Below are 15,963 nucleotides of genomic sequence, written 5' to 3'. Positions count from 1 at the left end.
GGTCCTCGCCGGGTCAGTGGTTCATGAAGGAGGTCACGGGCAGCGCCCGGTCGACGATCCGGACGTCACCGAGCCGTCCGTGCAGGATCTGGTCGATCTTCCCCGCGTACTCGTAGCCGCCGAGCAGCCAGGGCAGTCCGAGCGAGGTGAGGCCGACCGAGGGGGCGTGCGGGTTCCGGGCGACCGGGCAGCCCTGGACGTACAGCGTGGTGTGCCTGCCGTCGTTGACGACCGCGACGTGCCACCAGCGTTCCCGGGCCGTCTCGTCGCCCCAGTTGGTGGCGATGCCCTGCTGGTTGAGCGGCCGCACCGCCCACTGCGGGCCGGGGCCGTCGGACAGGGACAGCGTGGCGAGCGGCTCGTCCGGATCGTCCGCGGTCTTCCCGGCGGCACCGCCCGTGCCGGTGCGGCTGACCAGACCGGACCAGGCGTTGTGCGAGGGGTCCCAGTCGGCGGGCAGCCGGTAGAACGCCTCGATGGTGTAACCGGACTTGAAGGTAGCCGAGTTGAGGGGGGCGCCGGCCACCGTCCGCAGATAGGCGCCGGTGAGGGGCGACTTGTGACCCTGGAACTCCAGGCTGCCGTGGCCCGGCTGGTCGGGGTGGTGGTCCGAGGACCAGGTCAGCGCGCCGCCGCCGACACTGACCACGCCGAGGTCGTTGCCCTGCCCCGACAGGTCGCGGACCGTGCCGGACACCGGCGAGCCCTCCGCGTGGCCGTCGAAACGCCAGTAGGCGAGGGTGCCGCGCACCAGCATGCCTGACACGGGCCGGGCCGGCCGGACGGGCACCGGGTCGAAGCCGGCGAAGCGGGCCGCGAAGTCGATGCCGACGGAGAACCGGTCGGCGTCGCCGCTGAGTTCGATCTCCTGCCGCTCCAGCTCGTTGAGCCCCTCCGCCGCCCGACCGAGGATCCAGGGGGAGACGGTCTCGACGTCGATGGTGTTGCGGTCCAGGTCGAAGCGGTAGAGGCGGATCATCGCCGCACCGCCGAAGTAGCGGTTCTGATAGTTCGTCAGATGCAGGTGGACGTCGTGCCCCGCCGCGTTGCGCCGGGTGGCCCGGGCGGCGGGCCAGTAGTGCCCGTTGAGGGTGAGGAAGATCTGGTCGTGCTCCGCGACGAGCCCGTCCCACAGCTGCTGCCCGTACGACGACAACGTGTCGTCCGCGACGACCAGTTCGTGCGTGGTGAGGATCACCGGCGTGTGCGGGTGCGCGGCCAGCACCTCCTTCGCCCACGCGTAGCCCCTGGCCGACAGCCGCCAGTCCAGCGCGAGCACCATCCACTGGCGGCCGGCGGCGCCGAAGAGGTGGAAGGTGTTGTAGCCGTCGGGCGACGCCCCGCCGAACGTCGGAGCGCCCTTGAAGCGTTTGGGCCCGAAGGTGTCCAGATACGGCGTCGAGCCGCGCTGGTCATCCGTCGAGGACCGCACGTCGTGGTTGCCGGCCAGGACGCTGTAGCCGACCCCCCGCCGGTCCAGCAGCCCGAACGCCTCGCCGATCGCGGCGCATTCGGCCGCGGCACCGTTCTCCGTGAGGTCGCCGAGATGGGACAGGAAGACGATGTTGTCCTCCCTGCCGTGCTCCAGGAGGTAGCGCAGGGACGCCTCGAAGGGCGCCCTGTCGATGCTCGGCCCGTCGAAGAGGTACTGAGTGTCGGGCATGACGGCCAGGGTGAAGCGCCGGCTGTCCGGGTCGGGCCGCCAGTGGGCCGCCGCCCGCGGTGCCGCCTCGGCGGTGTCCGGCAGCGCGGCCCCGGCCGCGGCGGCGGCGCCGAGCAGCGCGGTGGCACGCAGGAAACCGCGTCGTCCGGCGCCGGCCTGAGCGGCCTCGCCCTGATCGTGCTCATGCGAAGTGCACACGTGTGCTCCGTGAAGGTGAAACAGCGAGGGAGGAAAGGGTGGGGGGCCCGCGAACAGCAGGGGCCGGAAGCCGTGGGAGGTGGAAAAGGGCCCCCGGACCGGCCGGGGGGACCGGTCACAGCACGCTCAGGGTCCAGCTCCAGCGGTGGACGCCCGGCGCGACGAGATGGGAGGGGGACGTGTCGGGGCCGCAGGAGGCCGTGCCCAGGCCCCGGTGCGCCGCGTCGATGTGGACCACGCAGCCCGGGCGCGGGACCAGTTCGTCGTGGTGCCGCACCGCGGTGAGGTCCTCGGCGCGGTGGCGGGTCACGGAGACCTGACGGGGCTCGTCGAGCGTGACCGTGAGCCCGGTCGCGTCCGGCGCCGACAGCGTGAAGTGCCGTACACCGTGCCGGCCGCCGCTCTCCTGCGGCCGCAGGTAGGGGGTGAACAACGCGTCGACGGGCACCCGGTGGTGGCCCACCGGAGCCCCCGCACCGCGGTCCGGGTACGACTCCCAGGGGCCCTGCCCGAACCACTCCATCAGGTCCAGGCCCGCCACCGTCTCGAACACGGAGCCGACCCGGGCCACGTCGTCGAGGCCGTCCGGCAGTTCGGCCGACTCCTCGACACGCAGCCCGCCCTCGACGGGGGTGAGGACCTGGACATGGCGGACGACGCCCGCCTCGGCGGCGTACTCGGCGAGCACCGTGACCCCGCCCCGCGACCGCCGTACGTCGACGACCTTGCGGACCAGCCGGTCCAGACCCCAGGAGCGCCAGCGTGCCGCGATCTGCCCGAGCTCGTCGTTGTCGGTGGGCGCCCGCCACAGCGACAGCGTGGGAGCGGCGGTGAGCAGGGGATGGACCAGCAGACCGTCCGCGTCGACCTCCACCGGGCGGGCCGCGACCGGGGCTGGAGCCGGCGGCGCGGGCGCCCGCAGGCGTACCTGGGGCAGGCAGACCACCGTGCCGCGCGGCGCCCACGGCTCGTCCCGCGCGGTCGTGACCCGCAGCGTCAGCCAGGCCTCGCCGCCGTCCTGCGGCAGCGCGAACGGCACCGGCACCGCCGCCGTCTCCCCCGGGCGCAGATCGGGCAGTTCGGCCGGCGCGGTCAGCACCCCGCCGTCGGCCAGGGACAGTTCCCACGCGGCGGACAGCCAGTCCAGGCCGCGGAAGTGCTGGTGGTTGCCGATGACGACACCCTCGTGCCGGAAGCACTCCAGCCGCACGGGTGCCGCGATCTCCCGGTGCTCGTACAGCGCGGGCTTGGGCGTGCGGTCGGGGAAGACCACGCCGTCCGCGATGAACGCGCCGTCGTGCACCGTCTCCCCGAAGTCACCGCCGTACGCCCAGCGGTGGCCGGGCGCGGCGACGCCGCCCTCGTACAGCCCGGCGCCCGCGCGCCCGGCCGGTCTTCCATCACTCACACGCTGCAGGATCCCGTGGTCCCAGAACTCCCAGATGAAGCCGCCCTGAAGACCCGGGGTGGACTCGATGGCGGCCCAGTGCTCGGCCAGGGTGCCGTTGCTGTTGCCCATGGCGTGCGAGTACTCGCACTGGATGAGGGGCCGCGTCTGCCGGCCCGACAGTGCGTGCGCCACACAGTCCTCGATCGGCGCGTACATGGGGCAGGCGATGTCGGAGGCGTCGTCGGTGGCCGCCCAGTCGAGCCTGGCGGCCCCTTCGTACTGGAGCGGCCGGGTCGGGTCGTGCCGGCGCGCCCAGGCCGCGGCCGCGTCGTGGTTGGCTCCGTAGTCGGACTCGTTGCCCAGCGACCAGATGATCACCGACGGGTGGTTCCTGTCCCGCAGGACCATCCGCGAGACCCGGTCCACGAAGGCGTTCAGGTAGCGCGGGTCCCCGGCGATCTCGTGGGCGTGGTCGTGCGACTCGATGTCCGCCTCGTCGACGACGTAGAAGCCGAGCTCGTCGGCGAGGTCGTACAGCGCCGGGTCGTTCGGGTAGTGCGCGGTGCGGATCGCGTTGAAGCCGAAGCGCTTGAGCAGGACGAGGTCGGCCCGCAGGTCGTCGCGGGAGACGGTACGGCCGGTCAGCGGATGGAAGTCGTGCCGGTTGACGCCCCGGATGTAGACCCGCTCGCCGTTCACCAGCAGGTCCCGGCCGCTTGTCTCGACGTCGCGGAAGCCGACGCGGTGGTGCGAGGTGTCGGCGACCGTTCCCCCGGGCCGGTGCAGGCGGACGGTCAGGTCGTACAGCTCGGGTGTCTCGGCGTTCCAGGTGCGCACCTCGGGGACCCGGACGCGCAGCCGCGCCTCGCCGAGGAAGTCGGAGACCCGCTCGTCCGCGACGTTGGCACGGTCGAACTCCCCGTCCTGACCGAGGAGAAGGCCGTCCAGCTCACCGCTGACGTACCAGCCCGCCGGCAGCGCCCCGCCCGCCTCCCGCACCAGGCAGTCCACCCGCAGCTCACCGTCGCGGGCCGCCCGGACGGCCACGTCGGCCAGGTGCAGTGGGTCGGTCGCGTACAGCAGCACCGACCGCGGGAGGCCGCCGTGCCACCACTGGTCCTGGTCCTCGATGTGCGAGGCGTCCGACCACTTCACGACGGTGAGCCGGACCGTGGCCCGCGCCCCGGGCCGTACGGCTTCCGACAGGTCGAACTCGGCGGCCAGGTGGGAGTCCTTGGAGATGCCCACCGGCCGGCCGTCCACATGCACCAGCAGCACGCTCTCGGCCGCCCCCACCTGGAGCACGATCCGCCGCCCGGCCCACTCGGCGGGCACGTCCACCTCGCGCTCGTACACCCCCGTCGGGTTGGCGGCGGGAGACAGCGGCGGGAATTCTGTATACGGCATACGGACGTTGGTGTACTGCGGAAGGTCGTCCGTCCCCTGCATGGTCCACACGCCGGGCACGTACGACGACGACCACACGCCGCCGACCGGCGCGTCCGGAGCGGGCAGCAGCTGGAAGCGCCACTCGCCGTCCAGGCACAGGGCCCCGTCCCGCCGGTCGACCGCGTTCATGGGCAGCCGGCCCCAGGAGGTCACCTCGGGTGTCTCCCAGGGCCGCAGGGCGAGCAGCGGATCGCCGGTCATCCTCGGACCGCTCCCTTCGCGAGGTCACCGATGATCTGTCGGGCGCCGACCGCGAACACGATCAGCAGCGGGACCAGGGCGAGCAGCGCGCCGGTCATCACGATGCCGTAGTCGGTGGTGCCGTGGGTGCCGTTGAGCTGGGACAGCGCGACCTGGAGCGTCACGTTGTCCGGGTTGGTGAGGGCGATCAGGGGCCAGGCGAAGTCGTTCCACTGGCCCATGAAGGTGAAGATGCCGAGGAAGGCGAGGCCGGGGCGGACCACCGGCAGCGCCACGTGCCAGTACTGGCGCAGGAAGTTCGCCCCGTCCAGCCGGGAGGCGTCCAGGAGTTCGTCCGGGATGGCGCTGCGCATGTACTGGCGCATCCAGAAGATGCCGAACGCGTTGGCCGCGGCCGGCACGATGAGCGAGGTCATCGAGCCGATCCAGCCGATCCTCGCCATCACCACGAACTGCGGGATGACCGACAGCTGCGCCGGCACCATGAAGATCACCATGAGCAGCCCGAACAACGGGCCCTTCCCGGGGAAGGCGAACTTCGCGAAGACGAAGGCCGCCAGCGAGTCGAAGAACAGGACCAGGAAGGTCACCGACACCGCGACCAGCAGCGAGTTCCACATCGACCCGAAGAAGTCGACGGCGTCGAAGAGGTTGCGGACGTTGTGAAGGAGATGCGTGCCCGGCAGCAGCTTCGGCGGGTAGGAGAAGATCTCCGACGAGCTGTGCGTCGACATGATCACGGCCCAGTAGAACGGGAAGGCCGAGAGCAGGGTGCCGAGGATCAGCGGGACGTGCAGCGCGAGGCCCCGGCGGCGGGAGCCCTTGATGGATGCCATGGTGCGCCCTTCCTAGTCTTCGCCCCGGCGCTGCACGAGGCGCCAGTTGACGATCGAGAAGAGGACGACGACGAGGAAGACGCCCCACGCCACCGCGGCGCCGTACCCGAAGTCGTTGTTGTCGAAGGTCTGCTGGAAGAAGTAGAGGACCATCGTCTGGCCCGAGTGGCCCGGACCGCCCGCGAACGTCGAGTCGTTGGACGAGGTCTGGAGCAGGACCTGCGGTTCGGAGAAGCTCTGCAGGCCGGTGACCGTCGAGACGACCAGCACGAACAGCAGCGTGGGCCGCAGCAGCGGCAGCGTGATCCGGAAGAACGTCTGGACCGGGCCCGCGCCGTCCACCCGCGCGGCCTCGTACAGATCGCCGGGGATGGTCTGCAGCCCGGCCAGGAAGATGATGGCGTTGTAGCCGGTCCACTGCCAGGTCATCAGCGCCGCGATGGTGACCTTGATGCCCCAGGGCGTGTTCAGCCAGGCCACCTGGTCCAGACCCACCGCCTGCAGCACGGAGTTCACCAGGCCGAAGTTGGTGGAGAAGATCGAGCCGAAGACGATCGCGATCGCGACGACCGAGGTGACGTTGGGCAGGAAGTACGCGACGCGGTAGACGCTCTTGAGGCGGACCGCCGAGTTGAGCATCACGGCCGTGACCATCGCCAGGAGGATCATGGGGAAGGTGGCCAGCGCCCAGATGACGACCGTGTTGCCGATCGAGTTCCAGAAGTCGCCGTCGCTCAGCAGGTAGCGGTACTGCGAGAGCCCGGCCCACTCCATCGAGCCGAGGCCGTCCCAGCGGTGGAAGGACAGGTACAGCGAGAAGCCGACCGGGAACAGCCCGAACCCGAGGAAGATCAGGTAGAAGGGCGAGATCGCGGCGTACAGGTGCCAGTGGTCGCGCCATCCCTTCTTCGGGGCCGCGGCGGGCGGGGCCGCGAGGGCGGCGGGTGGCTTCGCCAGTGCGGGAACGGCGGCCATCAGTAGCTCACCCCCAGGTGCTTCGCGATCCGCCGGCACTTGCTCATGGCGTCACCCCAGGCCTTCTCCGGGTCCTTGCCGAGGACGCCGACGTTCTTGATCTCGTCCTTGATCGGCTGCCCGAGAGCGATGTCGAACGGGCTGTTGTAGGCGACCACGATCTTCTGCGCGGCGGGCCCGAAGACGTCCGTGGTGACCTGGCCCCCGAAGAAGGGGTCGGGCTGCCGGAGTTGGCCGAGGCCGTAGGAGGCGGGCGTGGACGGGAAGAGGCCGGCGTCCACGTAACCCTGCGCCTGGTTGGCCGCGTCGAGCATCCAGGCGATGATCGCGAAGGCCCGCTCGGGCTCCCGGCACGCCCTGGTGATCGACAGGAACGAGCCGCCGTTGTTGGAGGGGCGTACCGGCATGTCGGCGATCCGCCACCGGCCCTTGGTCTTCGGCACACCGTTCTTCAGGTCGAAGGTGGCCCAGGAGGCGCCCAGTTGGCTGGGCAGCTTGCCGTCCTGCACGGCCGACAGCTGGTCCGGGGTGCCCGTCACGAGATCCGAGACGATCCCCCGCCGCTTGGCCTCCACGGCGAGTGCCCAGGCGGCGCGCACGTGTTCCTGGTCGCCGATGAAGTGGCGGTCCTTGTCGACGTACCGCTTGCCGCCCTGGTTGACCACGTTGTCGTAGACGGAGTTGACGTCGGTGAGCAGCGAGGTGCCCGGTATCCGCCTGCGCAGTTGATCGCCCGCGGCGAAGAACTTCTCCCAGGTGTCGAGCTCCTTCGACACGTCGGCGGGCTCGTACGGCAGTCCCGCCTTCCGGAACACCTCGTACTGGTAGAAGTGCGCGACCGGGCCGCAGTCGATCGGGAAGCCGATCATCGTGCCGTCGTCGGCGACGCCCTGGTCCCATTTCCAGGACAGGTAGCGGCTCTTGTACTTCTCCGCGCCCAGGGTCCGCAGATCGACGAACTGCTCGGCGTTCGGCAGGTAGGACGCCATGTCCTCGCCCTTGAGCCCCGCGATGTCGGGGATGTGGGCCCGGCCGGTGATGGTGGTGATCAGCTTGGACCGGTACTGGCCGCCGATCTGGATGGCCCGGAGGTCCACGGAGCCGTGGTAACGCGCCTTCGCGTTCTTGACGACCGTGTCGCTCAGGCCGCCGCTCCAGTACCACAGGACCATGTCGCGGCCGGTCGAGCCGGTCGGGACGGCGCAGCCGGACGCCAGGCCGCCGAGTGCCGTGGCGGCCGAACCGGCCAGTCCGGCGCGCAGCAGGCTTCTTCGTGAGAGCCGCACAGCTCCCACCGCCTTTCGGGTCTGTTCGGGTCGTGCGGGAGAGGGGTCGGTGTGCCGGGCTGGGGGGTCAGCACGGCCGCGCGGGCGGGGTGACGGGGGCGTACCGCACGGGCGGGCCGGGGTCCGCCGGGACGCGGTCGGCCAGGAAGCCGTACGTCCGCCGGAGTCCGGGGTCGGTCAGCGACCGCCACCAGCGGTCCACGCCGTACCAGCCGGGGGCGGCCAGGGCCCCGCCGTGGTGCCCGACGGAGAGTCCGGCCGCCAGCACGGCGAACCGCAGCCGCTCCGCCAGCGGCCAGCCGTCCAGCGAGGCGGCGACGAAGCTCGCTCCGAAGACGTCGCCGGCGCCCGTCGCGTCGAGGACGTCGATGTCGAGGGCCGGTACCTCCGCGTACTCGCCCGTCGTCTGGTCGACGGCGACCGCGCCGTCGCCGCCCCGGGTCACCACGGCCACCGGCACCAGCTCGGAGAGCGTGCCGAGCGCGGCGACCGCGCTGTCGGTGCGGGTGTAGGCCATCGCCTCGGTCTCGTTGGGGAGGAAGGCGTGGCACAGGGAGAGCTGGTCGAGCAGGCCGGCGGACCACCGCCGGGTGGGGTCCCAGCCGACGTCGGCGTAGATCTGCGTGCCGTTCGCGGCCACCTTGGCCAGCCAGGCGCGCGGCTCGGCCTCCAGGTGCACCAGGGCGGTGCGCGCCTCGGGCGGATCGCCCATCAGGGCGTCCTGCGAGTACGGCGGTTCCTGGCCGTGGGTGAGCAGGGACCGGTCTCCGGCGTGGGCGAGGGAGACGGTGACGGGGGTGTGCCAGCCGTCCGCGACGCGGGACAGCGAGAGGTCGACGCCCTCCTGGCAGGCGAGGACCTCCTGGCAGTGGGCGCCGTAGAAGTCGTCACCGAAGACCGTGGCCAGGGAGGTGCTCAGGCCGAAGCGGGCGGCGGCCACCGCCAGGTTGGCGATGCCGCCCGGGCCGCAGCCCATGCCGCCCGTCCAGATCTCCTCGCCCGGTGTGGGCGGCTTGCCCAGCCCCGTGAGGACGAGGTCGTAGAAGAGCAGGCCGGTCAGCAGCACCTCGGGCCGGTCGTCGACCACGCGCACATCCTCTCGCCGGGAGAGCTCGTCAAAACTCTTCATTTCGTGTCCGGAATCGTGCGCCGCTCCGCGTGATTGGTCAATACCCGAGCAGAACTGAGCATAGAAATGATTGAAGATGACGAGTAGTGTTCACGTCGTGCTGGCAGAACGACGACACCAACTCATCCTGCGGGCCCTGCGCTCGGGCGGTCCCGCGGCCGTGACCGACCTCTCCGAGCAGCTCGGTGTGAGCCCCGCCACCGTCAGGCGCGACCTGCTGAAACTCGAGGAGGACGGGCTGCTCACCCGGGTGCACGGCGGCGCCGTGGTCGACGAGGGCGACCAGCCCTTCGCCGAGGTCGCCGAGGTGCGCGTGGGCGAGAAGGACGCCATAGCCGCGCACGCCGCCCGGATGGTCGCGGACGGCGACTCGGTGCTGCTCGACATCGGCACCACCGCCTACCGCCTGGCCAGGCAGCTGCACGGCCGCCGGCTCACCGTGATCACCAGCAACTTGGTCGTCTACGAGGAACTCGCCGACGACGAGGGCATCGAGCTGGTGCTCCTCGGCGGGGTGGTCCGCCGCGACTACCGCTCCCTGGTCGGCTTCCTCACCGAGGACAACCTGCGCCAGCTGCACGCCGACTGGCTCTTCCTCGGCACCAGCGGAGTGCGCCCGGGCGGGCAGGTGATGGACACGACGGTGGTCGAGGTGCCGGTCAAGCGGGCCATGATCAAGAGCAGCGAGAAGGTCGTCCTGCTCGCGGACTCGGCGAAGTTCCCGGGTACGGGGATGGCGAAGGTCTGCGGTCCCGAGGACCTGGACGTGGTGGTGACGAACGGGCCGGTGAACCCGGTGACGCGGTCCTCCCTCGAGGAGGCGGGCGTCGACGTGGTCCTGGCCCAGGAACCGGGAAAGGCGGGTGCGGCGTGAAGCTGACGATTCTGGGCGGCGGCGGGTTCCGGGTGCCGCTCGTGTACGGCGCGCTGCTGACGGACCGGGGGGAGGGGCGGGTCACGGACGTCGTTCTGCACGATCTGGACGACAGTCGACTGTATGCAGTCGCCCGTGTATTGGCTGAACAAGCCTCGACCGTCCCCGACGCCCCCCGGGTCACCGCCACCACCGACCTGGACGAGGCCCTGCGCGGCGCCGACTTCGTGTTCTCCGCGATCCGCGTCGGCGGCCTGGAGGGCCGCGCCGAGGACGAGCGGGTGGCCCTCGCGGAAGGCGTCCTGGGCCAGGAGACGGTCGGCGCGGGCGGCATCGCCTACGGGCTGCGGACCGTGCCGGTCGCCGTCGACATCGCCCGCCGCGTGGCCCGCCTCGCCCCCGACGCCTGGGTCATCAACTTCACCAACCCGGCGGGCCTGGTCACCGAGGCCATGTCCCGCCACCTCGGCGACCGCGTCATCGGCATCTGCGACTCGCCGGTCGGCCTCGGCCGCCGTATCGCCCGCGTGCTCGGCGCGAACCCGCGGGAGGCGTGGATCGACTACGTCGGCCTCAACCACCTCGGCTGGGTCCGCGGACTGCGGGTGGCCGGCCGCGACGAACTGCCGCGGCTGCTCGCCGACCCCGACCTGCTCGGCTCCTTCGAGGAGGGCAGACTCTTCGGCGTCGAGTGGCTCCAGTCGCTCGGCGCGATCCCCAACGAGTACCTGCACTACTACTACTTCAACCGGGAAGCCGTCCGCGCCTACCAGCAGGCCGACAAGACCCGCGGTGCCTTCCTGCGCGACCAGCAGGCGCGGTTCTACGACGAGATGCGGCGCCCGGACGCGGCCGCCCTCACCGCCTGGGACCGTACCCGCGCCGAACGCGAGGCGACCTACATGGCCGAGAACCGGGAGACGGCCGGCGCCGGCGAGCGCGACGCCGACGACCTCTCCGGCGGCTACGAGAAGGTGGCGCTCGCCCTGATGCGGGCCATCGCCCGCGACGAACGCACCACGCTGATCCTCAACGTCCGCAACCAGGGCACCCTCTCGGTGCTCGACGCGGACGCCGTCATCGAGGTGCCGTGCCTGGTCGACGCCAACGGCGCGCATCCCGTCTCGGTCGACCCGCTGCCCGACCACGCGACCGGCCTGGTGTGCTCGGTCAAGGCGGTGGAGCGCGAGGTGCTGGCGGCCGCCGGGTCCGGCTCCCGCGCGACGGCGGTCAAGGCGTTCGCCCTGCACCCGCTCGTCGACTCCGTGAACGTGGCCCGCAGGCTGGTCGAGGGCTACACCGACGTCCATCCCGGACTGGCGTACCTTAAGTGAGCGCGGTTAGTAAGCGCTTTCCGGCCCTGTGGCTCCCCCTGCTGGCTCCCTGCCTTCCTGGAGACTCTCATGCACGACGAACGGCGACGGATCGAGGAGCGCGTCGAGCGCGTCCACACCCAGCGCGTCAAGCCCGCGATCTACGCGGCCGGCGTCCCCCTCGAGGTCGAGGCATGGCGGGCGCCGGGGGAGCCGGTCCCGTTCGAGGAGGCCGCCGCAGCCCCCTATGAGCCCTTCGCGATGGACACCCCCTGGGGGCCGCCCTGGGGCACGACCTGGTTCCGGATGCGCGGCCGGGTGCCCGCGGAGTGGGCGGGCCGGCGCGTGGAGGCGGTCATCGACCTCGGGTTCGTCGGCGACTGGCCCGGCAACCAGGCCGAGGCCCTGGTCCACCGCACCGACGGGACCCCGCTCAAGGCGGTCAACCCGCTCAACCAGTACGTGCCGATCGGCAACCCGGCCACCGGCGGGGAGAGCGTCGACTACCTGGTCGAGGCGGCCTCCAACCCCGACATCCTCGCCGACGACTTCGCCCGCCCGACCCACCTCGGCGACGTCCTGACCGCGGGCGACAAGCCGCTGTACACCTTCCGGCGGGCCGACATCGCCGTCCTCGACGAGCAGGTCTGGCACCTCGACCTGGACCTCCAGGTACTGCGCGAGCTCATGGTCCACCTCGGCGAGCACGAGCCGCGCCGCCACGAGATCATGCACGCCCTGGACCGAGCCATGGACACCCTGGACCTCGACGACGTCTCCGGCAGCGCCGCGGCCGTCCGCGAGGTGCTCGCCCCCGTCCTCGCCAGGCCCGCGCACGCCAGCGCCCACACCATCTCGGGCGTCGGGCACGCGCACATCGACTCCGCCTGGCTGTGGCCCATCCGCGAGACCAAGCGCAAGACGTCCCGTACCTTCTCCAACGTCACCTCGCTCGCCGACGAGTACGACGACTTCGTCTTCGCCTGCTCCCAGGCCCAGCAGTACGAATGGGTCCGCGACAACTACCCGCAGGTGTGGGCGCGCATCCAGGAGTCGGTGAAGAAGGGCCAGTGGGCCCCCGTCGGCGGCATGTGGGTCGAGGCGGACGGCAACCTGCCCGGCGGCGAGGCCGTCGCCCGGCAGTTCATCCACGGCAAGCGGTTCTTCATCGAGCACTTCGGCGTGGAGACCAAGGGCGTCTGGCTGCCCGACTCCTTCGGCTACAACGCCGCCTACCCGCAACTCGCCAAGCTCGCCGGCAACGACTGGTTCCTCACCCAGAAGATCTCCTGGAACCAGACGAACAAGTTCCCCCACCACACCTTCTGGTGGGAGGGCATCGACGGCACCCGCATCTTCACCCACTTCCCGCCGGTGGACACCTACAACGCCCGCTTCAGCGGCGAGGAGATGGACCGAGCGGTACGCAACTACTCGGAGAAGGGCGGCGGTACGCGCTCGCTCGCGCCCTTCGGCTGGGGCGACGGCGGCGGCGGCCCCACCCGCGAGATCATGGAACGCGCCCGTCGGCTCGCCGACCTGGAGGGCTCACCGAAGGTCGTCGTCGAACACCCCGACGCGTTCTTCAAGGCCGCCCGCGAGGAGTATCCGGACGCCCCGGTCTGGGTCGGCGAGCTGTACCTGGAGCTGCACCGCGCCACCTACACCTCCCAGGCCCGCACCAAGCAGGGCAACCGGCGCAGCGAACACAAGCTGCGCGAGGCCGAGTTGTGGGCGACGACGGCCGCGCTGCACGCGCCCGGCTACGCCTACCCGTACGAGAAGCTGGACCGGCTGTGGAAGACGGTGCTGCTGCACCAGTTCCACGACATCCTGCCGGGCTCCTCGATCGCCTGGGTGCACCGGGAGGCGGAGGCCGAGTACGCGCGGGTGGCCCGGGAACTGGAACAGCTGACGGCCGAGGCGGTCGCCGCCCTCGGGGACGGCGGCAGCCGGGTGTTCAACACCAGCCCGTACGCCCGCGCCGAGGTGGTCCGTACGTCGGCGGGCGCACCCGCCTACGTGGAGGTGCCCGCGAGCGGCAGCGCGCCGCTGGCCGCCGCCGAACCGCCGCGTCCGGTGACGGTCTCCGGCCGGGTCCTCGACAACGGCCTGGTGCGGGTGGAGGTCGCCGAGGACGGCACGCTGTCGTCGGTCCTCGACCTGCGGGCGAACCGCGAGGTCCTCGCCGGACCGGGCAACCTGCTGCGCCTGCACACCGACCTGCCCAACTTCTGGGACGCCTGGGACATCGACAAGCACTACCGCAACCGCTCCACGGATCTGCTGGAGGCGGACGCGGTGGCCGTCGTGGAGGAGGACCCGCTGCTCGGCGCGGTCCGCGTCACGCGCTCGTTCGGCAAGGGCTCACGGATCACCCAGACCGTCACCCTCCGGGCCGGCAGCGCCCGCGTCGACATCGAGACCGACATCGACTGGCACGAGGCGGAGAAGATCCTCAAGGCGTCCTTCCCGGTGGACATCCGCGCCCCGCACTCCTCGGCCGAGATCCAGTTCGGCCACGTCCAGCGCCCCACGCACACCAACACCACCTGGGAGGCGGCCCGTTTCGAGGTCTCCGGCCACCGCTGGGTGCACCTGGCCGAACCCGGTTACGGCGTCGCGGTCATCAACGACTCGACGTACGGCCACGACGTCACCCGCACGGTCCGCGAGGACGGCGGTACGACGACCACGGTCGGCCTGAGCCTGGTCCGCGCCCCGCGGATCCCCGACCCGGAGGCCGACCAGGGCCGGCACCGCTTCACCTACTCCCTGCTGCCGGGCGCCACCGTCGGCGACGCGGTCGCCGAGGGCTACGCCCTCAACCTCCCGCTGCGGGTGGCCGATTCAGCGGGAGAGCCGGAGCCGGTCGTCACCGTGGACGGCGAGGGCCTGACCGTCGAGGCCGTGAAGCTCGCCGACGACGCGTCCGGTGACGTCGTCGTCCGCCTCTACGAGTCGCGCGGCGGCCGCGCCCACGGCGTGCTGCGCACCGGCTTCCCGCTCGCCGGCGCCCAGGTCACCGACCTGCTGGAGCGACCGCTCGACGGGGCGGAGGCGGAGGCGGTGACCGACGGGGACGGCGCGGTCACGCTCTCACTGCGGCCGTTCCAGATCCTGACGCTGCGGCTTCGGCGGGAGACCGGCGGCCGGTAGCGGCCGGCCCCGGCGGGGAGGGCCGGCGCGTCGCGCCCTCCCCGCCCCGGATGCCCCACACCCAGTGAAGTGACCGGCCCAGTCGAGGAGTTCAGCCATGCCCGTACAGCCGTGGTTCACCGACGCCAAGTTGGGGATCTTCGTCCACTGGGGGATCTACGCGGTCGACGGCGTCCAGGAGTCCTGGTCGTTCTACGACGACGTCGTGCCGCACGAGCAGTACATGTCCCAGCTGGACCGCTTCACCGGCGCCCGGTACGACCCGCGTGCCTGGGCCGACCTCTTCGCCCGGGCGGGCGCCAGGTACGCCGTTCTCACCAGCCGCCACCACGACGGTGTCGCCCTGTGGGACACCGCGTACGGCGACCTCGACCTGGGCCGGGACTACCTCACCGGCTACGCCGAGGCCCTGCGCGAGAAGGGCCTCAGGGTCGGCCTCTACTACTCGCACTCCGACTGGAACCACCCGGACTACGCCTCCACCCGCAAGCCGGGCCGGCCCCCGGAGCTGGCGGACAACCGCTACTCCGAGGCCGCCGCCGAGGACGAGGACCTCGACGCCTGGGAGCGGTTCATCGCCTACCGCGACGGCCAGGTCCGGGAACTCGCCTCCCGATACCGCCCCGACCTGATGTGGTTCGACGGCGAGTGGGACCGCAGCGAGGAGCAGTGGCGGATACCCGAACTCGCCGCGCTCGTCCGCTCGTACTCGCCCGACGTCGTCTTCAACGCCCGCATGCTCAGCGAGGGCGACTACGCCACTCCCGAGCAGGGCGCCCCCATCGAACCGCCGCCGGGGCCCTGGGAGTTGTGCCTGACCATCAACGACTCGTGGGGCTACCAGCACGCCGACCACAACCACAAGTCGCTCGCCCAGCTGGTCCGCTACTTCACCGAGACGATCGGCGGGGGCGGCAACCTGCTCCTCGACGTCGGCCCGACGGAGGACGGCACCATCCCGCAGCCGCAGGTCGAGCGCCTCGAAGGTCTGGGGGAGTGGATCCGCAAGCACTCCGAGGCCGTGTACGGCACGGTGCGCGGGCTTCCGGCCGGGCACCACTACGGACCGAGCACGCTGTCCGCCGACGGCCGCACCCTCTACCTCACCCTGTTCGACATCCCGCGCGCCGAGATCGGCGTACGCGGTCTCGTCACGCCGGTCGGCCGGGTCACCGTGCTGGGCACCGGCACCCGGCTCGGCCACCGGGTCGTCGGCGGGCTGCACGAGGCCGTCGGGGTGCTGTTCATCGACCCGCCCGCCGGGTCCGACCTCGACCCGCACGCCACCGTGCTCAAGGTCGAGCTGGACGGGGAGCTGGAGCTGTACCGCGGCTCGGGCCGGTTCTGAGGCCGAGACCCGCGGGCAGGGGGGGGGGGGGGGGGGGGGGGGGGGGACCAACCCCCCCCCCCCCCCCCCCCCCCCCCCCCCCCCCAACCGCCCCTGGGCAAAAAAGACCACCCCCCCCCCCCGCTCTCCCTCCAAAACGCCC

The 15,963-nt window shown here is 71.6% G+C and carries 10 protein-coding genes; 4 read left to right on the top strand and 6 right to left on the bottom strand.

Annotation, left to right across the window (positions count from 1 at the left end; genetic code table 11):
- Window positions 1-13: 13 nt before the first annotated feature.
- From AC07AZ_RS00155 to AC07AZ_RS00130, 6 genes are all read right to left on the bottom strand, one after another.
- On the bottom strand, window positions 14-1,861 hold the full coding sequence (locus AC07AZ_RS00155; protein WP_478842113.1) for a LamG-like jellyroll fold domain-containing protein: 1,848 nt from the start codon (window positions 1,859-1,861) through the stop codon (window positions 14-16).
- A gap of 115 nt (window positions 1,862-1,976) precedes the next feature.
- Window positions 1,977-4,901, bottom strand: coding sequence for a glycoside hydrolase family 2 TIM barrel-domain containing protein (locus AC07AZ_RS00150; RefSeq protein ID WP_478842111.1), 2,925 nt, complete (start codon window positions 4,899-4,901; stop codon window positions 1,977-1,979).
- Window positions 4,898-5,737, bottom strand: coding sequence for a carbohydrate ABC transporter permease (locus AC07AZ_RS00145; RefSeq protein ID WP_478842109.1), 840 nt, complete (start codon window positions 5,735-5,737; stop codon window positions 4,898-4,900). The genes AC07AZ_RS00150 and AC07AZ_RS00145 overlap by 4 nt, the downstream gene beginning before the upstream one ends.
- Before the next feature lie 12 nt (window positions 5,738-5,749).
- Window positions 5,750-6,712 carry a carbohydrate ABC transporter permease gene (locus tag AC07AZ_RS00140; RefSeq protein WP_478842107.1) on the bottom strand — a complete coding sequence of 321 codons (963 nt, stop codon included), beginning with the start codon at window positions 6,710-6,712 and terminating at the stop codon, window positions 5,750-5,752.
- Complete coding sequence (locus tag AC07AZ_RS00135) at window positions 6,712-7,998, bottom strand: ABC transporter substrate-binding protein (protein WP_478842105.1); 1,287 nt, start codon at window positions 7,996-7,998, stop codon at window positions 6,712-6,714. The genes AC07AZ_RS00140 and AC07AZ_RS00135 overlap by 1 nt, the downstream gene beginning before the upstream one ends.
- Window positions 7,999-8,065: 67 nt before the next feature.
- Window positions 8,066-9,085, bottom strand: coding sequence for a carbohydrate kinase family protein (locus tag AC07AZ_RS00130; RefSeq protein ID WP_478842103.1), 1,020 nt, complete (start codon window positions 9,083-9,085; stop codon window positions 8,066-8,068).
- Between the two features lie 139 nt (window positions 9,086-9,224).
- Here AC07AZ_RS00130 and AC07AZ_RS00125 point away from each other — a divergent pair, with 139 nt between their 5' ends.
- The 4 genes from AC07AZ_RS00125 (at window position 9,225) to AC07AZ_RS00110 (ending at window position 15,821) form a co-directional block, all read left to right on the top strand.
- Window positions 9,225-10,001 carry a DeoR/GlpR family DNA-binding transcription regulator gene (locus tag AC07AZ_RS00125; protein WP_478843383.1) on the top strand — a complete coding sequence of 259 codons (777 nt, stop codon included), beginning with the start codon at window positions 9,225-9,227 and terminating at the stop codon, window positions 9,999-10,001.
- Window positions 9,998-11,335: a 6-phospho-beta-glucosidase gene (locus tag AC07AZ_RS00120; RefSeq protein ID WP_478842101.1), complete on the top strand. Its 1,338-nt coding sequence runs from the start codon at window positions 9,998-10,000 to the stop codon at window positions 11,333-11,335. Before AC07AZ_RS00125 ends, AC07AZ_RS00120 begins: the two co-directional genes overlap by 4 nt.
- A 69-nt stretch (window positions 11,336-11,404) precedes the next feature.
- Window positions 11,405-14,473: an alpha-mannosidase gene (locus tag AC07AZ_RS00115; protein WP_478842099.1), complete on the top strand. Its 3,069-nt coding sequence runs from the start codon at window positions 11,405-11,407 to the stop codon at window positions 14,471-14,473.
- A gap of 97 nt (window positions 14,474-14,570) precedes the next feature.
- Window positions 14,571-15,821 (top strand): alpha-L-fucosidase, encoded by a 1,251-nt coding sequence (locus AC07AZ_RS00110; RefSeq protein ID WP_478842097.1) that lies wholly within the window; start codon window positions 14,571-14,573, stop codon window positions 15,819-15,821.
- Window positions 15,822-15,963 lie beyond the last annotated feature (142 nt).

The organism is Streptomyces sp. NPDC043878 (assembly GCF_056435735.1).
This window is presented reverse-complemented; position numbering and strand designations above follow the sequence as displayed.